Annotated in this window: 21 protein-coding genes and 3 pseudogenes; 17 read left to right on the top strand and 7 right to left on the bottom strand. The window is 64.0% G+C overall.

What is annotated here, in order from left to right; all coding sequences use genetic code 11:
* Positions 1–48 precede the first annotated feature (48 nt).
* From NKI85_RS00195 to NKI85_RS00230, 8 genes and pseudogenes are all read left to right on the top strand, one after another.
* Positions 49–909, top strand: a pseudogene (locus NKI85_RS00195) (ABC transporter permease); the annotation flags it as partial.
* 2 nt (positions 910–911) lie between these two features.
* Positions 912–1,726, top strand: a pseudogene (locus NKI85_RS00200) (ABC transporter permease).
* A gap of 11 nt (positions 1,727–1,737) precedes the next feature.
* Positions 1,738–2,498, top strand: a pseudogene (locus tag NKI85_RS00205) (SDR family NAD(P)-dependent oxidoreductase).
* 141 nt (positions 2,499–2,639) lie between these two features.
* Complete coding sequence (pcaF, locus tag NKI85_RS00210; protein ID WP_352775057.1) at positions 2,640–3,845, top strand: 3-oxoadipyl-CoA thiolase; 1,206 nt, start codon at positions 2,640–2,642, stop codon at positions 3,843–3,845.
* A gap of 176 nt (positions 3,846–4,021) precedes the next feature.
* The gene (locus NKI85_RS00215; RefSeq protein ID WP_352523028.1) at positions 4,022–5,053 is read left to right on the top strand and encodes a BMP family protein; all 1,032 of its coding nucleotides are present in this window, start codon (positions 4,022–4,024) and stop codon (positions 5,051–5,053) included.
* Between the two features lie 182 nt (positions 5,054–5,235).
* Positions 5,236–6,741, top strand: a complete 1,506-nt coding sequence (locus tag NKI85_RS00220; protein WP_352775060.1) for an ABC transporter ATP-binding protein — start codon at positions 5,236–5,238, stop codon at positions 6,739–6,741.
* Positions 6,741–7,796, top strand: coding sequence for an ABC transporter permease (locus tag NKI85_RS00225; RefSeq protein ID WP_352523026.1), 1,056 nt, complete (start codon positions 6,741–6,743; stop codon positions 7,794–7,796). The genes NKI85_RS00220 and NKI85_RS00225 overlap by 1 nt, the downstream gene beginning before the upstream one ends.
* Positions 7,793–8,737, top strand: coding sequence for an ABC transporter permease (locus NKI85_RS00230; protein ID WP_352775063.1), 945 nt, complete (start codon positions 7,793–7,795; stop codon positions 8,735–8,737). The genes NKI85_RS00225 and NKI85_RS00230 overlap by 4 nt, the downstream gene beginning before the upstream one ends.
* Before the next feature lie 14 nt (positions 8,738–8,751).
* Here the strand turns inward: NKI85_RS00230 and NKI85_RS00235 are convergent, their stop codons facing one another.
* Positions 8,752–9,519, bottom strand: a complete 768-nt coding sequence (locus tag NKI85_RS00235; protein WP_352775065.1) for an SDR family NAD(P)-dependent oxidoreductase — start codon at positions 9,517–9,519, stop codon at positions 8,752–8,754.
* Between the two features lie 268 nt (positions 9,520–9,787).
* Here NKI85_RS00235 and NKI85_RS00240 point away from each other — a divergent pair, with 268 nt between their 5' ends.
* Entirely contained in the window at positions 9,788–9,943 is a 156-nt protein-coding gene (locus NKI85_RS00240; protein WP_352523023.1) for a hypothetical protein, read from the top strand.
* Positions 9,944–10,082: 139 nt separating this feature from the next.
* Positions 10,083–11,024: an LLM class flavin-dependent oxidoreductase gene (locus NKI85_RS00245; RefSeq protein ID WP_352775068.1), complete on the top strand. Its 942-nt coding sequence runs from the start codon at positions 10,083–10,085 to the stop codon at positions 11,022–11,024.
* Between the two features lie 56 nt (positions 11,025–11,080).
* On the opposite strand, the gene NKI85_RS00250 is transcribed toward NKI85_RS00245, so the two are convergent.
* Genes NKI85_RS00250 through NKI85_RS00260 form a run of 3 tightly spaced genes read right to left on the bottom strand, consistent with a single transcriptional unit; the run spans position 11,081 to position 13,981 of the window.
* The gene (locus NKI85_RS00250) at positions 11,081–12,028 is read right to left on the bottom strand and encodes a dihydrodipicolinate synthase family protein (RefSeq protein WP_352775071.1); all 948 of its coding nucleotides are present in this window, start codon (positions 12,026–12,028) and stop codon (positions 11,081–11,083) included.
* The gene (locus tag NKI85_RS00255; protein WP_352775074.1) at positions 12,018–13,013 is read right to left on the bottom strand and encodes a Gfo/Idh/MocA family protein; all 996 of its coding nucleotides are present in this window, start codon (positions 13,011–13,013) and stop codon (positions 12,018–12,020) included. Before NKI85_RS00255 ends, NKI85_RS00250 begins: the two co-directional genes overlap by 11 nt.
* Entirely contained in the window at positions 13,010–13,981 is a 972-nt protein-coding gene (locus NKI85_RS00260; RefSeq protein ID WP_352775077.1) for a Gfo/Idh/MocA family protein, read from the bottom strand. Before NKI85_RS00260 ends, NKI85_RS00255 begins: the two co-directional genes overlap by 4 nt.
* A gap of 105 nt (positions 13,982–14,086) precedes the next feature.
* Between NKI85_RS00260 and NKI85_RS00265 the strand changes: the two genes are divergently transcribed.
* From NKI85_RS00265 to NKI85_RS00295, 7 genes are all read left to right on the top strand, one after another.
* Positions 14,087–14,800, top strand: a complete 714-nt coding sequence (locus tag NKI85_RS00265; RefSeq protein WP_352523018.1) for a FadR/GntR family transcriptional regulator — start codon at positions 14,087–14,089, stop codon at positions 14,798–14,800.
* A gap of 20 nt (positions 14,801–14,820) precedes the next feature.
* On the top strand, positions 14,821–16,401 hold the full coding sequence (locus NKI85_RS00270) for an ABC transporter substrate-binding protein (RefSeq protein WP_352775080.1): 1,581 nt from the start codon (positions 14,821–14,823) through the stop codon (positions 16,399–16,401).
* Positions 16,402–16,466: 65 nt separating this feature from the next.
* Positions 16,467–17,426, top strand: a complete 960-nt coding sequence (locus NKI85_RS00275) for an ABC transporter permease (protein WP_352775082.1) — start codon at positions 16,467–16,469, stop codon at positions 17,424–17,426.
* Positions 17,426–18,328 (top strand): ABC transporter permease, encoded by a 903-nt coding sequence (locus NKI85_RS00280; protein WP_352775085.1) that lies wholly within the window; start codon positions 17,426–17,428, stop codon positions 18,326–18,328. The genes NKI85_RS00275 and NKI85_RS00280 overlap by 1 nt, the downstream gene beginning before the upstream one ends.
* A 17-nt stretch (positions 18,329–18,345) precedes the next feature.
* Positions 18,346–19,263, top strand: a complete 918-nt coding sequence (locus NKI85_RS00285) for a dihydrodipicolinate synthase family protein (RefSeq protein ID WP_352775087.1) — start codon at positions 18,346–18,348, stop codon at positions 19,261–19,263.
* Positions 19,260–20,270 (top strand): ABC transporter ATP-binding protein, encoded by a 1,011-nt coding sequence (locus tag NKI85_RS00290; RefSeq protein ID WP_352775574.1) that lies wholly within the window; start codon positions 19,260–19,262, stop codon positions 20,268–20,270. Before NKI85_RS00285 ends, NKI85_RS00290 begins: the two co-directional genes overlap by 4 nt.
* Positions 20,270–21,238 (top strand): ABC transporter ATP-binding protein, encoded by a 969-nt coding sequence (locus NKI85_RS00295; RefSeq protein WP_352775090.1) that lies wholly within the window; start codon positions 20,270–20,272, stop codon positions 21,236–21,238. Before NKI85_RS00290 ends, NKI85_RS00295 begins: the two co-directional genes overlap by 1 nt.
* Before the next feature lie 326 nt (positions 21,239–21,564).
* Here the strand turns inward: NKI85_RS00295 and NKI85_RS00300 are convergent, their stop codons facing one another.
* From NKI85_RS00300 to NKI85_RS00310, 3 genes are all read right to left on the bottom strand, one after another.
* The gene (locus NKI85_RS00300) at positions 21,565–22,296 is read right to left on the bottom strand and encodes an ATP-binding cassette domain-containing protein (protein ID WP_352775092.1); all 732 of its coding nucleotides are present in this window, start codon (positions 22,294–22,296) and stop codon (positions 21,565–21,567) included.
* A complete protein-coding gene (locus NKI85_RS00305; protein WP_352523011.1) occupies positions 22,293–23,270 on the bottom strand; it encodes an ABC transporter permease in 978 nt (325 codons plus the stop codon). The genes NKI85_RS00300 and NKI85_RS00305 overlap by 4 nt, the downstream gene beginning before the upstream one ends.
* Before the next feature lie 75 nt (positions 23,271–23,345).
* The gene (locus NKI85_RS00310) at positions 23,346–24,323 is read right to left on the bottom strand and encodes a sugar ABC transporter substrate-binding protein (RefSeq protein ID WP_352775095.1); all 978 of its coding nucleotides are present in this window, start codon (positions 24,321–24,323) and stop codon (positions 23,346–23,348) included.
* Positions 24,324–24,343 lie beyond the last annotated feature (20 nt).

A 24,343-nucleotide genomic window follows, 5' to 3' on the forward strand; every position in this document is an offset into this window, starting at 1 on the left:
GCAACTCACCCGGCGGGCAGATGTCCGCCGGCACCGGGGCGGTTTTCAATGCGCAGGAATGTCTTTCGTCACAATCTCCTGACCGCCTTGCTGCTCGGTCCGGCAACCGCGTGGCTGGTGGTGTTCCTGGTCTTGCCGTTCGTCGCGATCGCCGTCTTCAGCGTCGGCGAGCGGGCGCCGGAAGGTGGCTATCAGGCCGCTTTCACCTTGGCGCAATATGCCAATCTTCCGGCGCGGGCGACCGCCTTCTGGAACACGATGGTGCTGGCGCCGGCGGGCGCACTGGCCTGTCTTCTCGTTGCCTATCCGGTCGCCTACTACCTCGCCTTGCGCGCGCCGGAGCGCTGGCGGCTGATCCTGCTGGCGCTTGTCGTCATCCCGTTCTGGACCAGCCTGCTGATGCGAACCTATGCCTGGATGTATGTTCTTGGCGGGCGTGGCATCCCGGCTCTGCTGGCCTATGTCGGGATCGAGGATGTGCGGCTGATCAACACGCCGGGAGCGGTTCTGCTCGGCATCGTCTATGGCTATCTGCCGCTGATGATCCTGCCGATCTATGTCAGCCTCGAGCGGCTCGACCGCCGCTTGCTGGAGGCCTCCGCCGATCTCGGCGCGACGCCGATCTCGACATTCCTAGGCGTGACGCTGCGGCTGTCGCTGCCGGGTGTGATGACCGGCTTCTCGCTGGTCATGATCCTGCTGCTCGGCGAATATCTGATCCCGACACTGCTCGGCGGCGGCAAGGTGTTCTTCATCGGCAACGCGCTGGTCGATCTGTTCTTGCAATCACGCAACTGGCCGTTTGGATCGGCAATCGCCATCACGTTGGTTCTGGTTTCGGTGGTGGTTCTGCTTGCCGCGAACCGTGTTTCGACCCGGCTTTCGGGTGCCCGCCGGGTGGATCTGATCTGTTGCGTGCCTTCGTCGTTTCGGTCTTTGCTTTTCTCTACCTGCCGATCGCGCTGGTGGTGCTGTTCTCCTTCAACGCCGGCCACCACGCCAGCGAGTTCACCGGCTTCTCGGTGCAATGGTACGGCAAGGCACTGGCGAACCCGTTCCTGGTCGAAGCGCTGAAGAACAGCCTGTTCATCGCCACGACCAGCGCCTTGCTGGCAGCGCTGTGCGGCACGGCGGCGGCGCTTGGCCTGGCGCGCGTCGGCGTGCGGACCCGGGCTATCTTCGATGCGCTGCTCGGGGCTGCGATCGTCGTTCCTGGCGTCGTCATCGGCATCTCGACGCTGGTCGCGCTCGTCCCCAGCTGTTTGCGGTGGTCAACCCGTTTGTCGCTTCATTGTGGCCGAGCGATCAGCCGCCGCGCCTGGCGCTCGGCTACGGGTCGATCATTGCCGCGCATGGCCTGTTTTCGATGGCGCTGGTGGCGATGATCGTCGGTACACGCCTCGGCAGCCTGGACCGCAATCTGGTCGAGGCCTCAAGTGATCTCTATGCCACCCCGCTGACGACCTTTCGCAGCATCGTCTTGCCGCAGATCATGCCCGCGATAATCGCCGGCTTCCTGCTCGCCTTCACATTTTCCTTTGATGATTTCATCGTCGCTTTCTTTGTTGCCGGCGCGCAGACGACATTGCCGATCTATGTCTTTGCCTCGATCCGGCGCGGGGTCACGCCGGAGATCAATGCCATCGCGACGATCGTGCTCGTCGCCTCCGTACTGCTCGTGGTGCTCGCCCAATGGCAGCTGCGCCAACGAAAACCATCACACTGAAAGACAAAAACATGATTCTGAGAGATCGCATCGCCGTGGTGACGGGTGCCGGGTCAGGGATCGGGCGTGCCGGCGCCATGATGATGGCCAGAGAGGGCGCGGTTCTGGTGATCGCCGACAGGGACCAGGCTGCCGGGGAAGCAACGGCGTCAGATATTCGTGCCGCGGGTGGTCGAGCTGAGGCGATCACTACCGATGTCGGCGACGACGCGGCGGTCGAGCGCCTCATTGCGGGAACGCTGGGCCGGCATGGGCGGATCGATATCCTGCACAACCATGCCGGAATCCAGATCGGCGGCACGCTGACCGAAGTCGGCGCCGACGGCATGGATGCCTCATGGCGGATCAATGTGCGGGCGCAATTCCTCGCGGCCAGGCTCGTCATGCCGTCGATGATGGAACAGGGCGGCGGTGTCATCCTGAACACCGCCTCGAATTCGGGTGTGTTCTACGACCGAGAGATGATCGCCTACGCTACCTCAAAACATGCCGTGGTTGCGATGACCCGGCAGATGTCGCTCGACTATGCCAAACACAATGTGCGCGTCAACGCGCTCTGTCCGGGCTGGGTCGACACGCCCTTCAACGAACCGTTCATCGCTCAGATGGGCGGGCGGGCAGCGATCGAAAACTATGTCCGCACCAAGATTCCCATGCAGCGCTGGGCAGCGCGGAGGAAATCGCCGAAGCGATCCTGTTCCTGGTCTCCGACCGCTCGTCCTTCATGACCGGTCAGGCGCTGGTGATCGACGGCGGCGAAAGCATCGGCTGATCCGCCGCTCCCGGCGGGCGGGAGCTGAAATTCTCTTTGGCCTAACGGCCGGCGGCGAGATGTGCTTTCGTCTCCCGGAGAATGCGGCCAACATGGCCGCGCCGGGAGCGGAAATCGTCAGGGCAAGAGAGAGGCTGCATAATGGCCGAGGCCTATATCTGCGACTACATCCGCACGCCGATCGGGCGCTTCGGTGGTTCGCTGTCGGCGGTCCGTGCCGACGATCTGGGCGCGACACCGCTGAAGGCGCTGGTCGAGCGCAATCCCGGCATCGACTGGGCTGCCATCGATGACGTCGTCTATGGCTGCGCCAACCAGGCCGGCGAGGACAATCGCAACGTGGCGCGCATGGCGCTGCTGCTCGCCGGCCTGCCCAAGGAGGTTTCCGGCTCGACCGTCAACCGTCTCTGCGGTTCGGGCATGGATGCGGTGATGATTGCTGCTCGCGCGATCAAGGCAGGCGAGGCGGAGCTGATGATTGCCGGCGGCGTCGAATCGATGAGCCGTGCTCCTTTCGTCATGCCGAAGGCCGAGACCGCCTTTTCGCGCAATGCCGAGATCCACGACACCACCATCGGCTGGCGCTTCATCAATCCGCTGATGAAGAAGCAATACGGCGTCGATTCGATGCCGGAGACCGGCGAGAACGTGGCGGAAGAGTTCGCCGTCTCCCGTGCGGACCAGGATGCGTTTGCCGCACGCAGCCAGGACAAGGCGGTGGCGGCGCAGGCCAATGGCCGGCTGGCGAAGGAGATCACGCTGGTGACGATTCCGCAGCGCAAGGGCGATCCGGTGATCGTATCAAAGGACGAGCATCCCCGCGCGGGCACGACGGTCGAGGCGCTGGCCAAATTGCCGACGCCCTTCAGGCAAGGCGGTACGGTCACGGCCGGCAACGCGTCGGGCGTCAATGACGGCGCGGCGGCGCTGATCGTCGCCTCGGAAGCAGCCGTGAAAAAATACGGGCTAACGGCGATCGCCCGCATCCTCGGCGGTGCCGCCGCCGGCGTGGCGCCGCGCATCATGGGCATCGGCCCTGTGCCGGCCACGCAAAAGCTATGCGCCCGGCTCGGCCTGACGCCGCAACAATTCGACGTCATCGAGCTCAACGAAGCCTTTGCCTCCCAAGGCATTGCCGTGCTGCGCCAACTCGGCATTGCCGAGGACGCGGAGCACGTCAATCCGAATGGCGGCGCCATCGCGCTAGGCCATCCGCTCGGCATGTCCGGCGCGCGCATCACCGGCACGGCGGCACTGGAACTGCGCGAACGCGGCGGCCGCTACGGCCTCGCCACCATGTGCATCGGTGTCGGCCAGGGCATCGCCGTGGCGCTGGAGAGGTTGTGAGGCAAGCATCGTCGCGCCGATCGTTTGAAACGGCGCGATTGCGCGAACGTTTACAGCCGCCTTGCGCGGTCAAATTTGACCATGTGGACAAAAGCCGGGCACCGTTCCATAGTTCCTCCGCTGATATTCCAGAGAAAAGAGCCGGCTCGACACGGCGCCAATCAGAGGGGCATGCAATGGACAACAAAAAGAGCAAAATCCAGTCGAAACGCGAAGGGCTTTCGCGCCGCAATGTGCTGGAACTGGGCGCGCTCGGCTTGGCGGCAGCGATGCTGCCGGGCCGTGCCTTCGCCAAAACCAAGAAGCTGAAAGTGGCGGCGATCTTCGCCACGCCGATCGAGGAGCCGTGGGACAACCAGATCCACGTCGCCCTGCAGAAGGCCGAGAAGGAACTCGGCGTCGAGTACAAATGGTCGGAGAAGGTGCAGACCGCCGATTTCAGCCGGGTCATGCGCGAATATGCGCAAGGCGGCTATGAGCTGGTGCTGGGCGATGCCTTCGCCGCCGAGCGCGAATCCCGCAGGACGGCCAAGCAGTTCCCGAAAACCGCCTTCCTGTTCGGCTCCGGCGCCGGGCCGGCCGAGCCGAATTTCGGGGTCTTCGACAACTGGATCCACGAGCCGGCCTATCTCTCCGGCATGATCGCCGGAAAGATGTCGAAGTCAGGCACGATCGGCGCCGTCGCGGCGATGGGCATTCCGGAAGTGAACCGGCTGGTCAACGCCTTCTTTGCCGGCGCCAGGGAGGTCAATCCCAATATCAAGAAGAAGGTCGCCTTCATCGGCTCGTTCTTCGATCCGCCAAAGGCAAAGGAAGCGGCTATCGCCCAGATCGACGCCGGCGTCGACGTGATCTATGCCGAGCGCTTCGGCGTCATCGAAGCGGCGGCGGAGAAGAAGATCCTCGCCATCTCCAACATGTCCGACCAGTCGAGCCTCGGCCCCGACACGGTGATCACCGGGCCGGTCTGGGACATGTATCCGACGGTCGAGCAGGCGATCAAGCTGGTCAAGGCCGGCGTCTTCACCGCGCAGGACTACGGCGATTTCTCGCGCATGGCCAAGGGAGGCTCCTATCTCGCGCCATACCACAAATTCGACAAGACGCTGCCGGCCGAGGTCAAGGACCTGGTGGAGAAGAAGAAGGCCGAGATCCTCGACGGCAATTTCCGCGTCGATGTCGACGAGAATACGCCGGTTTCGGATTAGGTGCTTGCCCTCCCCCTTGAGGGGAGGGTGGCCCGCGGGGCCGGGTCGGGTCCGCGGCGACGCGCTCCATCTTTTTTCAGTCAGAGGTCGAGGCAGTTGAGGTGACCCCTCCCGCCTCGCTTCGCTCGGCACCCTCCCCTCGAGGGGGAGGGGTATCCGCGCCACTCTCACCAGGAGCACCCTTGCCTACCCCACTCATAGAAATGCGTGGCATCTCCAAGAGCTTCGGCGCTGTGAAGGCGAACGAAGCCGTCGATCTCAGCGTCGCGCCGGGCGAGATTCTCGGGCTGCTTGGCGAAAACGGCGCCGGCAAGACGACGCTGATGAACGTGCTGTTCGGCGCCTATGCGCCCGACGCCGGCGAGATCCTGGTCCAGGGCCGGCCGGTGACGATCAACAGCTCGGCCGACGCGCTTGCCGCCGGCATCGGCATGGTGCACCAGCACTTTCATCTCGCACCGCGGCTTTCGGTGCTGGAAAACCTTTTGATCGGCATCCCCGGCAGATCGGGCCGGATCAACCGCGCCGGCGGGCTGGCGCGGCTCGCCGAGATCGGCCGCCAGCACGGGCTGACGCTCGACCCAGACCTCTCCGTCTCGGCGCTGTCGGTCGGCGAGCAGCAGCGGCTCGAGATCGTCAAGGCGCTGTTTCGCGGCGCGAGGCTGCTGATCCTCGACGAGCCGACGGCGGTGCTGGCGCCGACCGAGGTCGACGGATTGTTTTCGGCGTTGCGCTCGATGGCGGCGCAGGGGCTCGGCATCATCTTCATCTCGCACAAGCTCAACGAGGTGCGGGCGCTGACGCATCGCTGCGTGGTGCTCAGGCATGGGCGCGTCGCCGGCCGCGTCGATGCGCCGGCCAGCACGACATCCTCGGAGATGGCGCGGCTGATGTGCGGCCACGAGATCGTGCCGCCGGCCAGGGGACCGTCGACCCCCGGTGCCGCAGTGCTGACCCTCGACGGCATTTCGACATCACGCCATTCCGGCATGGCGCTGCGCGACGTGTCGCTGTCGGTGCGTGGCGGAGAGATCCTCGGCATTGCCGGTGTCTCCGGCAATGGCCAGCGCGCGCTTGCCGAGGTGATCTCCGGCGTGCGTGCGCCCGATGCCGGACAGATGACCATAGCCGGCAAAGCGGTTTCCCGGTTCTCGCCGCGCGCGGTGCAGGCGCTCGGCCTCGGCCGCATTCCGGAAGACCGCATGACGACCGGGCTGGTCACCAATCTGCCGCTCGCCGATTCGATGGTGCTGCCGCGCATCGGCGCCTACGCATTCAGCCGCAATGGCCTGCTCAAGCCGGATGCGATCCGCGCCTTCACCGAGGCGCAGATCAAGGCCTATGACATACGCTGCCCCGGGCCGATGACGCGCGCCGGGGCGCTTTCCGGCGGCAATCTGCAGAAGGCGCTTTTGGCGCGCGAACTCGCCTTCGATCCGAAGGTGCTGATCGTTTCGCAGCCGACACGCGGCCTCGATATCGGCGCCGCGCGCTTCATCCACGAAAAGTTCCTCGACATGCGTGCCAAGGGCTGCGGCATCATCGTCATCGGCGAGGATCTCGAAGAACTGCTGATGCTCTGCGACCGCGTCGCGGTGATGTATGAGGGGCGCATCGTCGGCACGCTGGACAGCGCCGATGCCACCGTCGCCAGACTTGGATTGATGATGACCGGGGCGGAGGCTTGATGTTCCGTCTCGAGGCCCGCACCTCAACGCCCGCCTGGTTCAATCTGGCGCTGCCGCTGCTCGCCATCGGCGCGACGCTGGTGCTGTGCAGCGGCCTCATCGCATTGGCTGGCGCCGGCGTGATCGAGGCCTATGGCGTGATGTTTTCGGCGTCCTTGGGAGACAGCTACGCCATCACCGAAACGCTGGTGCGTGCCGCGCCGATGATCTTCACCGGCCTTGCCGTGGCGGTCGCCTTCCGCGCCAAATTCTGGAACATCGGCGCCGAGGGGCAATTGCTGGCCGGTGCGGTGGCGAGCTGCGCGGTCGGTGCGATCCCGATGCCGGGGCCGCTCGCCATGTTGCTGATGGCGGTGGCGGGCGCTGCCGCCGGAGCTGCCGTCGCCCTGATCCCGGCGACGCTGCGGGTAAAATTCAAGGTCGACGACGTGGTCAGCTCGCTGCTGCTCAACTCGGTCATTTTCTATGCGTTGATGGCGCTGATCGAGGGACCCTGGAAGGACAGTTTCAGCGGCTACCCGATCTCGCCGCCGATCGAGGACACGGCGAATTTCCCGGTGCTGCTCGAAGGCACGCGGCTGCATCTCGGTGTCGTCGCGGCGCTGGTCGCCGCGCCGGTGATCTGGTTCCTGATCGCGCGCACCACGCTCGGCTTCCGGATCAAGGTGACTGGCGAAAATCCCGAGGCGGCGCGCTATGGCGGCATCAATGTCGAGCGGGTGCTGATTTCGACGGCCCTGCTGTCCGGCGCCTTGGCCGGCCTTGCCGGCGTCGGCGAGGTCGGCGGCGTGCATTTCCAGGTGATGAGCGACATCTCGCCGGGCTATGGCTATTCCGGCATCGTCGTTGCCATGCTGGCGAGGCTCAATCCGCTCGGCGTGGTGCCGGCGGCGATCTTCCTTGCCGCCGTCATGACCGGCGCCGAGGCGATGTCGAGGGCCACCGGCGTTCCGGCCTTCCTCAGCGATGTTATTCAGGGAACCGCATTGCTTGCCATGCTGGTGGCGCTGCTGTTCACCGCCTATCGCCTCCGCCGCGTGGGAACAGCCAAATGAGCGTGGTGCTGGAACAGATCTTCCAAGTCGGCTTCCTGGCCGCGATCATCCGGATCGCCACGCCGCTAGCGTTTGCGACGCTGGGCGAGATGTTTTCCGAACGCGCCGGCGTGCTCAATCTCGGCATCGAAGGCATCATGCTGCTGTCGGCGATGACCGGCTTCACCGCGGCGAGCCTCAGCGGCAGCCTGTGGCTCGGCGTGCTTGCGGCGGTGCTGACCGGGGCGCTGATGGGCGCCGTGCATGCGCTGTTCACGGTGGCGCTCGGCCTCAGCCAGCATGTCTGCGGCATCGGCGTGACGCTGTTCAGCTCCGGCCTCGCCTATTTCCTCTACCGGCTGATCTTCGGTCAGCAATCCGTGCCGCCGAACATTAGGGGATTCGAGACGCTGCCGATCCCGATCCTGTCCGACATACCGATGCTCGGGCCGGCGGTGTTCAACCAGTTCTCGCTGGTCTACATGGCGATTTCAGCCATTCCCCTGGCCGCCTTCGTACTCTACCGTACGCCCTGGGGCCTGTCGGTGCGCATGGTCGGCGAAAATCCGCGCGCCGCCGATTCTGCCGGCGTCAGCGTGATCGCGACGCGCTTCCAGGCGGTGATCCTCGGCGGTGCCTTGATGGGGCTGGCCGGCGCCTTCCTGTCGATGGCGCAGTTCAACGCCTTCACCTTCGGCGTCGTTTCGGGGCGCGGCTGGGTGGCGATCGCGCTCGTCGTCTTCGGCCGCTGGGACCCCTGGCGCTCGGCAGGCGCGGCACTGCTGTTCGCCTTCGTCGATGCCTTGCAATTGCGCATGCAGGCAAGCGGGCTCGGCCACATTCCTTATGAGGCGTTCCTGATGCTCCCCTTCATCTTCACCATCGTCGCCATGGCGGTGATGTCGCGCAATGCTGTTGCCCCTTCGGCGCTGCTCAAGCCGTTTCGGCGCGAAGAACGGTAACGGCGCTCCGCCGTTCACATCGCAGTGAAGCCGTTATCGACGAACAGATGGGCGCCGTTCACGAAGCTGGCCTCGTCGCTGGCCAGGAACAAGGCTGCCCTTGCCACCTCTTCCGGCTCGCCGATCCGCCCTTGCTGCGCGGCCATTGCCGCGTCTGAGACATCGATGCCGAGTTTGTCGAGATCGGCGACCTCGCGCAGGCCGTGCGGTGTCCTGATGAAGCCGGGACAGACCGCATTGCAGCGGATGTTGCGGTCGCGGAACTCGACGGCGATGGCGCGCGCGAACATGTGGCAGGCACCCTTGGTGGTGTCGTAAAGCACCTCCATCGGCGTCGCCGCCACCGCCGAGATCGAGGAGGTGCAGACGATGGAACCCCCGCCGGCGGCGATCATGCCGGGCAGCACGGCGCGCGTCATCAGGAACATCGAACGCACATTGACGGCATGCAGCCAGTCCCATTCCTGCAGCGTGGTCTCCAGGAAGGGTTTGATGACGATGGTGCCGGCATGATTGAACAGAACTGTGAGCGGGCCGAATTTTTCCGTCGCGCCCTTCACTGCCGCTTCGACCTGCCGCTCGTCCGACACGTCGGCGACCCAGTGCTCGGCGATATGGCCGCGCTCCCGGATCGCCGCCGCGGTGGCGGCGGCCGCTTCGCCGTTGCGGTCGATGATCGCCACCTTGGCGCCTTCGGCCGCGAAAAGCTCCGATGCCGCCCCGCCCATTCCCGTCGCGCCGCCGGAGATGATGGCGACCTTGCCGGCCAGTCTTGTGCCCATGTTTTTGCTCCCTGTTGCTTTGCCGTGACGTAGCGGCTTCCGCTCGAGCAGCGATGCTATCCTTCATCCCTTGGATGGCCAAGGAGCCGCAGGTGCATAGACCTGACGTTTTCTGCCGTCATCACGACAGGTCTCAAAAAGGCAGCTCTAAGCCACAAAGGAACCAATTTGTCTTCCGTTTTGAGAAAACTATTCTACGGAGCGCTCGAAAATAGCAATCGACAAAGTCTACTGATTTTATAGATTAATCCGCGAGACGGAGGTCGATATGTCCTACAGCCAGAACACTCAGACTGCCCGCAAAGGCCAAAGGTTGGGTTCCGACCAGGTATGGCGGCCAGCCTATGCCGGCGCTTTCGCCTATCTCGTCTTTGCCCTTGCATTCGTATTCACCGGGGCAGTCGTACTGGGGCTGATCCCCTGATCGTTAAGGCCCTGATTTCATCGAGATAGCGGCCTGCCGCTTGCGAATTCCGGAGTTGGATGAACCGAATGCCGGCGCTTTTGCGCGCCGTGATTGCGACGTGATGTCCATGATTCCCTACGTGAAGGAGGAGATGGCAATGCCGATCGAGTTCACGCATGTTCCCGGTAAAACCCGCCCTGCCGACGCCGGCTTTTTCTACGACTTTGTCGAGACCGCGACGAAGCTGTCGCTGATCGAGGATGCCGGATTCCAGAAGATCGTCGTCGACGACCAGGCCGGACTGCTGACCAATATGGACCTTGCGGCCCAGGCACTGGATCGCACCTCGTCCCTGGAGGTCGTTCTCACCCATTGGGCGGGTGTGATCGAGCCGATCGTGGCAGCACGGCAGCTCGCCGCGCTTGATGCGAAAAGCGGCGGCCGGCTGTCGCTCAGGATGCTCAGCGAGCCGCTGAGCGACGATGATGCCGAGGCACGTCCGGTCGGCCACACGGTCGTCTGGCAACGCATCGACGAATATCTGGTGCTGCTGAAGCGGTTGTGGTCGAACGACAGACCGTTCGACCATGAAGGCGCCTTTTACAGCATCAAAGGCGGCCATGTGCCGCGCAAGGGGCCGCATGGTGTGACCATCCGCATGGGCGGACAGTCCGGCACGGCGCTCAGGGTCGCGGGCAGGCATGCGGATGTGTTCGAGCTGGCGCCGGGCTCGCTCACCGAAATCCGCCAGTCTATGCAGCGTGTACGCAGCGCCGCCGCCGAACACGGCCGGGCCGGCAAGCTGCGTTTCGCGCTTCCCGTCCGAATCCGTTCGGAAGACAAACCGGCCGCTTCCTGCTGGAAGGCGGTCGAGCTTGCAGGGCCGCCAGCGCGGGTCGCGCTGTTGCTGCTACCCTATGCGGCTCTGGGAATCCAGGAATTCATGATCGTCGGCCTCGACAGGCCACGCGAAATCGCCACGGCTGGCCGCGAGGTGGTCGCGTTGCTGCGCAACTCGCTGGCGCGTCGCGAGGCCGATGCCCCGCAGCCCGGGACGTTTGCGTCACGCGCAACACAAGGCGTGCGTGCCGGCTGCTGAAGAAGGCGTGCCGGCAAATGGATTAACACTCCGCCGCAGCCACATACGTTGGCGGCCTACCGCCATTCCGGGAAAGCCGCGTAAGCGGCCTTGGTCAGTGCCGGGATCTCTCCGTCGGGCACAGAGCTGTAGGGCCAGAGCAGTCGCGGGCCGAGCGGCGCCCAGCCGCCGGCGGCGGCCATCGCCTTGTCGAGTGCTGCATCGCTGACATTGTAGCGAGCGCGAAACGGCAGGACACATGCGGCGAGGAAGGCCTGTATGCGCGCCTCGACTTCGGCAGCGGCGGCCATGTCGGTGCGGATCATTCGCCACCATATCACCGCGCCCTTCGGGTTGAGGCAGGCGACATTGGAATAGCTGCCATGGGCTCCCCCAGCATATCCTGTTGCCAGCGTGTGGCCGGGGACGAAGACGGAGAATCCGTCCAGTTTGCGGCGCATGTCGGCATACCAGTCGGCGTCGCCGCCCGGCAGCTTGGCGCCGACCAGCGATGGCACGGCCGCGCGCAGCCGGGCGATGCCTTCGAGCGTCAGGCGGCGCTTGGCATGCGGCGGGTTGTAAAGCACCAGCGGCGCTTCGGGCGCGGCCTCGCACAGGCCGCCGACAAAGCGCATAACCTCGTCGTCGCTGGGCGGCCACCAGTCGGGCAAGGTGAATTGCACCGCCGCCGGGCGAAGTGCGGCCACCCGCGTCAGCCGCTCCAGCGCGACGCGCGGATTGGACTGGCTGATGCCGATCTGGAAGGGAAGGCCCGCGCGACCGGCTATTTCGGCGACCAGCTCACAAAGCCGGTCGAATTCGGGTTCGGTCTGGCAATGGAATTCGCAGGCCGTGCCGTTGGAATAGATGCCGTCGACACCCGATGCGCAGAGCCGTGCGATTGTCTCTTCCGTCGCCTCCCAGTCGATTGCTCCGCGATCGTCGATGGCCAGCATCACTGCGCCCCAGACACCACGCGGTGCGTGTGCGGGCAAGCGGGGCAGATGGTCGAGATCAGCGCGCACCGGCGATCTCGTGCTCGCGGCGGGTTTCGTTCGACGCAAAGGCAGCCTCGATGATGGCAATCATCTTGCGTCCATAGACACCGTCGAGCGGCACCGGCTTGTCGTCGGCAATGGCATCGCGCATCGCCGTCCATTCGCGCACCAGCGCATTGTGCATCCAGTTCGGCTCGAACGAACCGGGCAGCTCGGTCCAGACCGTGTCGCGGCCAAGCATGGTGCCGCGGTCCATGTCGATGCGCAGCGTTCCCCGCTCGCAGACCAGATCCATGGCGTAGCCGCTCGCGCCGGTGCGGTAGCCGATGCTCTGCACTTGGCCGATGCCGCCGCCGGCGAAGCGCAATCCAAGCAGGGCGCTGTCGTCGGCTTCCTGGTCATGGAACTTGGCGCCGAGCATGGCGCTCACCGACACGACATCGTCATCCATCAGCCAGACCAGACGGTCGAGCGCGTGGATGCCGGCCGTCAACAGCATGCCGCCGCCGGTCGCCTTGCGCAGATGCCAGTCGCGGCGATTGTGCTCCATCCACAGCTTGATGATCCAGCTCGATCCGATGAGTGGCCGGCCGAGCTCTCCTTCCTCCAGCTTCTGCCTGGCCGCCATGCAGGGCAGGGCGAAATGCATGAGATGGGCGACCATCAGCTTGACGCCGCTATCGGCCACGGCGGCATTGATCGCATCGCAGACGGCCGCCGTCGGCGCCATCGGCTTTTCGAGCAGGATATGCTTGCCGGCGTTTGCCGCGCCGATGGCCATTTCGGCATGGAGATGGTGGGGGCTGGCAATGAGGACCGCGTCGACCTCCTTGTCGTCCAGCAGCTTGCGCCAGTCGGTGTAGCCGCGGCCGCCATGTTCGGCGGTGAATCGCTCCAACGCATCGGTATTTCCCCGGCAGGACGCGACGAGGCGAGTATTTCCAACCTCGCGGATTGCCCGCGCATGGGCCGCGCCGAAATCGCCGGCGCCGATAATTCCTATTCCAATCATGGTCCTGCCTTTTCATAAGCGGCGTCGATCAGCGACATCGCTGCAGCATAATCCTTGATGGACACCGACGGAGGCGCCTTTCTGGCGAGCCGGTCAAGCGTGTCGCGCATGAACAGACGATAGCGGGTTGCCGGCAGTTCGGCCGGCAAATCTACGATTGCCACGTCGTCGAGCGTGGCGCACATGGCATGATCGCCGTGATCGACCAGGGTCGCATTGGCACTGACGATGCGCCATTCGAAGTCGCCGCCGGGGCGCATCGAGGCAAAGGTGTAACCGGCCTCGACGATGAAAAGCGCGCCGGCCTCGTCTTCCAGCACCAGCAGCGCATGGTCCTCGACCGGGCCGGGATGGATGCGGTTTGCTATCGACACGGTTTTCAGGTCAAGCCTGCCGGTTGCAAGGCTGAGTGCCGCGTCGACGCCGTGTATGCCGAGGTTCCTCAATGCACCTCCGCCACCAACCGCCGGGTCGACGATCCAGGCGACACCGTCGGCGATGTAGCGTTGCGGCGGACCATTGACCAGCCGGAAATGGCAATGCGCCACCGCACCGGCGCGGCCCTCCCGGCGCAGCCGGTCAAAGGCGGTAACGGCCGACCCGAAACGGTTGGGCAGGGGCACAGCAACAAAGGCCTGGTGCTGCGTGGTAAAGTCGCGCAGCGCCATCAGTTCTCTCGTATGGCTGGCCGCCGGCTTCTCCAGGATCAGCGGTATCCCTGCCTCGATGATCGCACGTGCCCGGGCCGGTACCGCTGAGGGATGCCCCATCAACAGGATCACGTCCGGCGGGCTGGAGAGTATCTCCGTGAAATTCGCGATGAACGGCAGGTCATGACGCGCGGCGAAGGCATGCGCGTGGCCAGGATCCTCGTCCCAGACGCCGGCGATTTCGGCGCTATAGAAGCGTGCGGCATCGAGGTGCATTTCGGCGTGCCAGTGGCTCGATCCGGCAAGGGTAATCTTCATTCGGAGGCGGCACTTTTGCTATGGGCTTGCAGGATATCCTACAAGTGGCTATACGACAAGCGATGGGCAACAACGGCCCATCCGACGGAAATGGAAACCAATGGAATGGCGGAACTGAAGTCGATCGAACCGTTGAGCAGACCGCCGCTGCTGCACGTCACCGTGCAGGAAAGCCTCAGGGCCTATATCGAAAGCAACAAGCTCAAGGCAGGCGATCCCCTGCCGCCGGAAACATTCCTGGCGCAGCGGCTCGGCGTCGGCCGCAACTCTGTACGGGAAGCGATCAAGGCGCTGGAATCGATCGGCATCCTGGAGACGCGGCGCGGCATCGGCGTGTTCGTCAAGGAGTTCTCGTTCAAGCCGCTGCTGGATAACCTCGCCTACGGCTTGCAGGATTCGCTGCGCGACGTCGAAGAGCTGCGCGAAATCCGCCGGGTACTGGAAACCGGCCTCATCGCCAAGACGATCGAGATGATCAGCGCCGAAGACATCGAGGCGCTGCGCCAGCTGACCGAGCGCATGCGGCAACGTGCCGAACGCCACGAGAGCTTCGCCGAAGAGGACCAGCAATTCCATCAGATGCTGTTTCGCTGCCAGAACAATCGCATGCTGAGTGCGTTGATCGACATCTTCTGGGTGGCGTTCAACAAGGCCTCGAACTTCACCAGCCTCGACAATCCGACGCCGCTGGCGACATGGCGCGACCATCACGAGATCGTCGAGGCGGTCGCCGCCAAGGATGTCGACCAGGCACGCCGGCGGCTCGACGACCATTACCGGGGGATCCAGCAAGTCATCGCCAAAAACCGAACACCCTGAACATGCCAAGGGAGGAAACCATGCGCATCAGGACTCTCGCATTCTCTATCGCCGGGCTGTTGCTCGCCGGCATTGGCCCAGTGACCAGCGTCCAGGCACAAAGCGCCAAGACCATCGCCGGCGGCTTCGACGTCGGCCCCGGCGGCTTTCCCAAGAACTTCAACCCGCTGGTCGCGACCGGCGGCTACACCTGGCTCAGCACCTATTTCGAACCGCTGGTCATCTTCAATGCCGGGTTGACCGAGATCGAAGGCGACCTCGCCAAGGACTACAAGATCAGCGACGACCAACTGAGCTACACGTTCAATCTGGTCAACGAGACTTGGCACGACGGCAACCCTTTCACGTCGAAAGACGTCAAGTTCACGCTTGAGCTTGCCAAAAACAAGGCCTCCGGCAGCCTGTTTGCGGCGCGTCTCGCCAACATCGCCTCAGTCGAAGCACCGGATGACCGCACCGTGGTGGTGAAGCTGTCGAAGCCGAACGGCTCGTTGCTGTCCATCCTCTCGCAGCTGATGATCCTGCCGGAGCATGCCCTGGCCGCTCTGCCGCCGGAATCGCTGGCGACAAGCACGTGGTGGTCGACCACTCCGGTCGGCACCGGCCCGTTCAAGTTCAATCGCTACGTGACCGACCAATATGTCGAGCTGGCAGCCGATGACGATTATCGCGGCGGCAGGCCGAAGGTAGACGTGCTCATCAACCGCTATTTCGAGTCGCCTGCGGCAGCCGTCGCTGCGCTCCGCGCCGGCGAAATCCAGTTCACCTATGTCGAGCCCGACGATGCGGGATCCTTCAAGACCGACAGCAATTTCAAGGTGATCGAAGGTGCCTCCTACGTGGTCAACTATATCGGCCTCAATCAGAAGGTCGACCTGTTCAAGGATATCCGCGTCCGCCAGGCGATCATGTACGCGATCGATCGCAACGCCATCATCGACAGCCTTTATAGCGGTGCCGCCAAGCCGGCCAATTGCGGCTATGTCGCGCCGCATCTCGTTCCCGAAGGCCTCGAACCCTATGCCTACGATCCGGCCAAGGCCAAGGCGCTGCTGACCGAGGCGGGCTGGGACAAGCTTAACGGCGACAAGCCCATTACCTTGCTGACCTATTACGGCTCGCCGCAAGCGGCCAATGTGATGGCCGCCATCCAGTCGATGCTGGCCGAGGTCGGCATCAATGTGGTGCCGCGCGTCGTCGATACGCCGACCTATAACGGCATCGTCTACAAGGAAGGCACGCCGGATTGGGCCGCATTTCCGATGGTCTATGCCGGCCTTCAGAACGGCCCCAATCCGGCCGGCCTCAACCCCGGCCTCAACAAGTCGCAGATCCCGCCGGCAGGCTTCAACACAATGCGCATCGAGTTCGACGATCTGAGCACTGCGTTGGACGCCGCGCTCGGCCAAACCGATCCGGCCAAGCTCGATCAATCCTGGCAGGAAGTCTGTAAGGTGATGAACAAGGACCTGCCCTGGGCGACGTTGTGGGTGGCCAACCGCTATGGCGTAGCTTCCAACAAGCTGCGTGACTTCGTCTGGACGCCGGCGCCGGGCGGCGGTCCTTATGCGGCTCACCCCGAGCGCTGGGACATCCAGTAAGAACCCTTCAACGAAGCGAGCAGGCGGACCACTTTGGCGCCGCCTGCCACCGCCACGGAAAGCCCATGTTGAGCTTCATCGCCCGCCGCAGCGCTACAGGATTGCTGATGCTGGTCGCGCTCAGCGTCCTCATCTTCATCCTGCTGCGGCTGGCCCCTGGCGATCCGATCGACGCCTATATCAACCCGTCGGTCCCCATGTCTGCTTCCGACCTCGAGGGCCTGCGCGAACGGCTCGGGCTCGACCGGCCGCTTCCCGTGCAATATCTGGCCTGGCTTGGCGCGGCGCTGAGCGGCGACTTCGGCTTTTCGATCCAGCGCAGCGGCGTCGCCGTGCTGCCGCTGGTCATGGAACGCATCGGCCCGACCGCGCTGTTGATGGGCACGGGCCTGGCCATTGCTATAGTGCTCGGCATTTCCGCTGGCATTTTCAGTGCGGTGCGCCGCAACGCGCCGTCCGACATCGCGCTGTCGGTGCTGTCCTTCGTCGGCATCTCCAGCCCGGCTTTCCTGACGGCGCTGCTTGGACTCTATTTCTTTTCCGTGCTGCTGCGCTGGGCGCCGTCCGGTGGCATGCAGACCGCGGGCGCGCCTTTCTCGACGACGGATGTGCTTGCGCACCTCATCCTGCCCGCCTGCCTGCTGTCAATCGGCCATGCCGCGCTGATCATGCGTTATATGCGCGCCTCGCTGCTGGAAGTGCTCAACCAGGATTACGTGCGGACGGCGCGTGCCAAGGGCGTGCGCGAGTTCTGGGTGATCATCAAACATGCCACCCGCAATGCGCTCTTGCCGGTCATCACCCTGATCGGGTCGACCGTTGGCATCGCCATCGGCGGCGCCATCTTCCTGGAAAGCGTATTCAACTGGCCGGGCATGGGGCTGCTTCTGGTCAATGCTGTCGGCACCCGCGATTATCCGGTGATCATGGGTGCCACCCTGGTGATCGGCGTTTGCGTCATCCTGGTCAATCTCTTGACCGATGTCGTCTATGCCGTCGTAGACCCGCGCATTCAGGTGGCGTGATGGCAATCACCGCGCCAGATACGACAGCCAACGGGACAGCCGTGTCGCAGACCAAGGGTCCGCTCCGCCGTGCGCTCGACCGTTTTTTTGAAAACCGCGCGGCACGTGCCGGGCTTTTGATCGTCATCCCCATCCTGCTGGCGGTTTCGACCTATCCTCTGTGGTGGCCGTTCGGCCCGAACGCCATCGACCTCAGGGCGATGAACAAGGCACCGTCGGCCATTCATTGGCTGGGCAGCGACGGCGTCGGGCGCGACGTCATGGCCCGGTTGCTGCAAGGCGGGCGGATCTCATTGCTGGTTGCCGTCTGCTCGGTCGCCATCTCCACCGTCATCGGCTTCCTGATCGGCGCCATCGCCAGCTTTGGCGGGCGTCTCGTCGACGGCACGGTGATGCGCTTCGTCGATCTGGCGATGACGCTGCCGCCGGTGATCTTCCTGCTGGTGCTGGCTTCGATTGCCGGCACCGGCATCGCCCCGACCATATTGGTGATCTCGCTACTCTCCTGGCCGGTGCTGTCGCGCATGGTGCGCGCTAGGCTGCTCGAACTGCGCGAGCGCGACTTCGTCGTTGCCGCCCGCGGCATGGGAGCAGGGCTGCCGCATCTGCTGTTGCGGCACGGCCTGCCCAACTGCATCGACATCCTTGTCGTCTACGCCACCTTGCAGATCGCCAACGCCATCCTGCTCGAGGCCGGCCTGTCCTTCCTCGGCCTTGGCATCGCGCCGCCCGAAGCCAGCTGGGGCAACATGCTCAATCTCGCCCGTTCCACCGTCGTGCTGGAAAAATACCCGTGGCAATGGATGTTCCCAGGCGCCGCACTGGTGCTCACCGTGCTCGCGATCAATTTCATCGGCGACGGCCTGCGCGACGCATTCGACCCTCGCTCCGATCTCAACTGACCTGAAGGTTCCTCAAAATGCCCCTGTTTACCGGCGTCGTTCCACCCGTCGTCACCCCACTCAATGCCGATTTCAGCGTCGACTTTCCGTCGTTCACCCGCACCATCGAGAACCTGCTCGACGGCGGCGTTCACGGGCTGTTCGTGCTCGGCTCGACCAGCGAAGTGGTCTTCCACGACGAGGCGGGCCGCAGAGCCATCCTCGAGCACGCGGTCAAGGTCAATAACGGCCGGGTTCCGATCTTCGCCGGCGTCATCGACCCAACGACCGATCGTGTGATCAATCACGCCCGCATCGCCAGATCGGCCGGCGCCGACGCCATCGTCGTCACCGCGCCATTTTATACCCGCACCAGCCAGCCCGAGATCGGCGATCACTTCCGCTATATCAAGGACGCGATCGATATTCCCGTCATCGCCTACGACATCCCGGTCTGCGTCCACGTCAAGCTGGAGCGCAAGACCACCGTTGGCCTCGCCAGGGAAGGCGCCATTGCGGGCATCAAGGATTCCAGCGGCGATGACGGCAATCTGCGTTATGTGCTCAAGGACATGGCCGACGACCACGGTTTTTTCGGCATGACCGGCTCCGAGATCCTGGTCGACGGCGTGCTGGCCATGGGTGCGCATGGCGTCGTGCCAGGGCTCGCTAATGTCGACCCGCATGGCTATGTCAGGCTGTGGAACCTCATGCAGGCGGGCCAATATGCCGAAGCCCGCCTGGAGCAGGAGCGGCTGTTGAAACTGTTCGAGATCGTCTGGATCTCGCTCGGCAGGACAAGCGCCGGCTCGGCCGGCGTCGGCGCTTTTAAGACCGCGATGAAGAGCCTCGGCATTATCGCCTCCAACACCATGGCGCGGCCGCAACGCAGTCTGAATGACGAGGAAACCGCGAAAATCGACGCGATCCTTCGCGATGTGGGGCTGCTCCGCTGAGCGTCGCGCCGATCCTTTCGATTTCCGGCCTGCGCGCGGTGTTCCGCATTGCAGGCCGCGACATCGCGGCGGTAAGGGACGTCGACCTGACGATCGGCTCAGGCGAGACGGTGGCGCTCGTCGGCGAATCCGGGTCAGGCAAGTCCGTCACCAGCTTGTCGATCATCGGCCTCTTGCCGAAAAGGGTCGGACATATCGCCGAGGGGTCGATCGCGCTGCGGCGCAAGAACGGCACGGTCACCGAATTGACCAGCCTCGATGCCGAGTCGCTGCGCAAGATACGCGGCAACGAGATCGGCATGGTGTTCCAGGAGCCGATGACCAGCCTCAACCCGGTCTACACGATCGGCGAGCAGATTGCCGAGCCGATCCGCATCCATCTTGGCAAGTCGCACCGCGAAGCAGCAGCAGACGCCGTGCGGCTGCTGGCTCAGGTCGGCATTCCCGATCCGCAACGGCGGGCGCGGCAATATCCGCACGAACTGTCGGGCGGGATGCGCCAGCGCGCCACCATCGCCATGGCCCTGTCCTGCGATCCCGGCTTGCTGATCGCCGACGAGCCGACGACAGCGTTAGATGTCACCATCCAGGCCCAGATCCTCGATCTGCTGGCCGAGCTGCAGGCGCAGCGCGGCATGGGCATCCTGTTCGTCACCCACAATCTCGGTGTCGTTGCCGAAATCGCCGACCGGGTGGCGGTGATGTATGCCGGGCGTATCGTGGAATCGGGTCCGGTGAGCGAAGTGTTCACCCGTCCGCGTCATCCCTACACCGCAGGATTGATGCGCTCGGTGCCGCGGCTCGGCCAGGCCACGGCGCTGAAGATGGCGGGGACGCCGCTTCCGACGATTGCCGGCAATGTTCCCTCGCTCGCCCTACTGCCCAAGGGCTGTTCGTTCGCGCCGCGTTGCCCGATGGCTATCGCGGCCTGCCGCGCCGTGGTGCCGCCATTGTTTGCGGCGACGCCGACCCAGCAAAGCCGCTGCCTGCGCTGGGAGGAGCTCTGATGGTGGACGCCCCCTTCCTTTCGGTCAGGAACCTGAGCAAGCATTTCGCACCGACTGCATTCTCACGCGGCCCCATCGTCAGGGCGCTGGAGGATATTTCGTTCGATGTCAGGCGTGGCCAGGTGGTTGGACTGGTCGGCGAATCCGGATCCGGCAAGACCACGATCGGCCGCTCCGTGCTGCGTCTGATCGAGCCGACATCGGGCCAAATCAGCTATGACGGCAGCGATATCACCAGACTGGGTGCCGCCCAGTTGCGCCGCCAGCGCCGCAAGATGCAGTATATTTTCCAGGATCCCTTCGCCAGCCTGTCGCCGCGCATGACGATCGGGCAGATACTCACCGAAGGCCTGGACATCCAAGGCATTGGCAAAAAATCCGAGCGGCGGGCGAAGGCCGAAAAGGCGCTTGCCGCGGTCGAACTGCCGGTCGACGCCTATGACCGCTACGCGCATGAATTTTCCGGCGGCCAGCGTCAGCGAATCGGCATCGCCCGGGCGCTGACGCTCGAACCGGAATTCATCGTCGCCGACGAGCCGGTCTCTGCGCTCGACGTCTCGATCCAGGCGCAAATCATCAATTTGTTGCGCGACCTGCAGCTCCGGCTCGGTCTGACCATGCTGTTCATTTCGCATGATCTGGCCGTGGTCGAATACATCTGCGACACGGTCATCGTGCTCTATCTCGGGCGCATCATGGAGGTTGCGCCGGCGGCCGAGCTCTATGCCCGGCCGCAGCATCCATACACGCGCGCGCTGCTGTCAGCCATTCCGTCGCTCGATCCGCTGGCCAGGCAAGAGCGGCAAGTGCTCAAGGGCGATATTCCCAGTCCGGCAAATCCGCCGTCGGGCTGTGTTTTTCGGACCCGTTGCCCGTTCGCGTTGGAAGCTTGCGCCGGGGCCGTGCCGCCACTGAGGGCGACAGCCGACGGCCATCTGAAGGCCTGCATTCGCGACGACATCGCCTAGGAATGATTGCCCACACAACGGCCAAATAGGTCCCCAATCCCAGGCGTTCATCACCATCCACAGCCTGGTTTCACGAAGCTGTTATAGTGGTCCCCCGTCATTGAAACGTCAGCGATGCCGACCCATATGCACGCCGCGCCGGATGTTTCCTCCCATTCGTCCGGCGCGTTCCCCTCTGAAGGTTTTCGACCTTCACATCTGGCCGGGCTTTTCAGCCCGGCCCTTTTTTTGCCAGACATTGTCAACGGCAAAATTTGGGTCAACGGCAATTCTGGCTGGCGATCAGCCGCGAACGGTTGAAGGGACGAACAGGACAAAGCTGGCCATCACAGATAGCCATGAACCTCGTCGATCGAGGTCTCGATTGTCGGCTTGTCGAAGACGATCTCGCCGCGCGCCATTGCCACGATCCGGTCGCAGCATTGGAACACGTGGTGCATGTTGTGCGAGATGAAAATGCCGGTGACGTTCTGCTGTCTCAGCTCGCGTACGAAGCCGATCACCTTGTCGGTCTCCTTGACCGAGAGGTGATTGGTCGGCTCGTCGAGGATCAGAACCTTCGACTTGAAGTGCATGGCGCGGGCGATGGCAACGCCCTGGCGCTGTCCACCGGAAAGCTCGCCGACCAGCGCGTCGGGTGATCTGAGGTGCAGATCGACATCGGCGATCGCCTGCACGCTGTCGGCGCGCATCCGCTTCTGGTCCATCATGCCGAAGCCGAGCAGCGACCATTTCAGCGGCTCGCGCCCGATGAAGACGTTGCGGGCGATCGTCATCGTCGGAACCAGGGAATTGTACTGGTAGATCGTCTCCAGCCCGAGCGCCATCGCATGGCGCGGGTTGCGGATGCGCACCTCGCGGCCTTCGATCCTGATCGTGCCGGCATCGGCTTCGTGCACACCGGACAGGATCTTGATCAGCGTCGACTTGCCGGCGCCATTGTCGCCGACCAGCCCGACGGATTCGCCTTGACGGACGGTAAGGCTGACATTCTTCAGCGCATGGACGCCCGAATACCATTTCTCGAGCCCGCTGCATTCGATGATCGGCGTATTCATCGGGCGGTCTCCACCTTGATCCGGCGGGCGGTGCGGCCGAGCCAGGCATTGGCGATGACGGCGAGGATGATGAGCAGGCCGATGGCGAACTTGAACCAGCTGGCGTCGACCCGGCTCATGATCATGCCGGCATCAATGACGCGGATGATGGCCATGCCGACGATGACGCCGAGCACATTGCCGACACCGCCGGCGAGCGCGATGCCGCCGATGACCGCGGCGGCGATGGCTTGCAGCTCCATCGCCTCGCCGAGCGATGGCAGAGGCGAGGCGATGCGCACCACCTGGATGATGCCGGCGATGCCGGCAAACAGCGAGCAGATGACGAAGCAGACGGTCTTCACCAGCGCCGTGGGGATGCCCATCGCCTTGGCCGATTCCAGCGATCCGCCGGTCGCCCGCACCCAGTTGCCGAAATTGGTGCGCTCGAGCAGGAGGTAGACCAGCAGCCCCAGCACGATCATCCACACCACCGAGACCCGGATGATGCCGAGCGGCGCCGAGAAGGCCCAGACCGGCGCACCGTCCGGCAGGCTGGGTGCTGCACCGCGCGCGTAGAGCACCACGGCCAGGCTGCGCAGCATGAACAGCATGCCGAGCGTGGTGATGAAGCTTGGAATGCCGAAGCGGATGGTGATCACGCCGTTGAGGACGCCGACCATGCAGCAGCACAGAAGTGCCGCGACGAAAGCCGGCCAGAACGGCCATCCGGCCGTGGCGAGGCTGCACAGGATCATCGGAGCGAGGCCGAACATCGAACCGATCGAAAGGTCGAATTCGCCGGCGATCATCAGCAAGCCGAAGCCCAGTGCCAGAATGGCAAGTTCGGGGAACAGGCTCATGATGCCGCGCAGGTTCTGCGGATTGAGGAACAGGCCGTGGGTGGCGACGGCGAAGTAGGCGACAAGCACGATCAGCACCCACAGCGCGACCAGCTCGGGCTTGTCCATGTAGATTTTCAGCAAACGCTTCATCCAGCGTCACTCCTGTTGACGGCGAGACCATGGCGGCGGCAATCGCTTGCCGCCGCCCGCGACGTTCTGGATTGCCTAGCGGTAGCCGTCCTTGCTGAGCTGCAGGATATCGTCGACCATGTCGGGGGTGACCACGGCGCTGCCGGTGTTAACGTCATAGGCCGACAGCTTGAATTTCTTGATCAGCGGTGCCTGCAGCACCGGCGCATAGCCCTGGAGGTAAGGCTGCTGGTCGATGTGGAACTGGATGTAGCCCTGCTTCATGGTGTTGAGCACGTCGGGCACCAGGTCGAAGCCGCCCATGGTGATCTGGCCGGGCGCAATGCCGCGGTCCTTCAGCACCGTCACCGCGCCGACGTCCCAGAAGCCGGTGTCGGCATAGGCATTGAGGTCGGGATTGCCGGTCAGGTAATTGCCGAAGCGATCGCCGGTCGTACCATAGTCGAGGCCGGCGTCGATCTCGTCCCAGACGATCTTGCGGTCGGGATGCTCGGATTGCCATTCCTTGAAAGCCATGATGATGCCGTTGGCGCGGGCGCGCGACCAGTTGTCGGCCGGGGCATTGACGCCGATCAGCGCCTTGACGGGGCCGCTGGCCGGGAATTTCGAGGCGATGGCGCGGCCGAGCGCCTGGCCGGCGAGGATGAAGTCCTGGCCGACGAAGGCCAGACGGGCGTTGCCTTTCGCGCCCTCAAGGTCGTCGACATTGGAGGCGATCACCGGAATGCCTGCGTCGATTGCCTCCTTCACCACCTGGTCGAACGCCTTGTTGTCGGGGATCGAGGTGATGATCATGTCAGGGCTCTGGGCGATCGCCGCCTGGATATTGGCGATCTGCCCCTGGACGTCGCCGACCTTGGACACGAGCAGCATCTGGCAGTCGGCCTTGATGAGCGCGCAGGCGTCGTCCATGCCCTTCTTGACCGACAGCCAGAAAGTGTTGCCGCTGTCCGAATGCGTCGTGTAAATAATCCGCAACGGTGCATCCTCCGCCATTGCCGGCATGGTCAGCACGGCAAAACTTGCGGCCAGGATAGTAAGCAGTTTCATCATCGTCGTTCCTCCCGTTTGGT

Source organism: Mesorhizobium sp. M0571 (assembly GCF_040320985.1).
GTDB lineage: Bacteria > Pseudomonadota > Alphaproteobacteria > Rhizobiales > Rhizobiaceae > Mesorhizobium.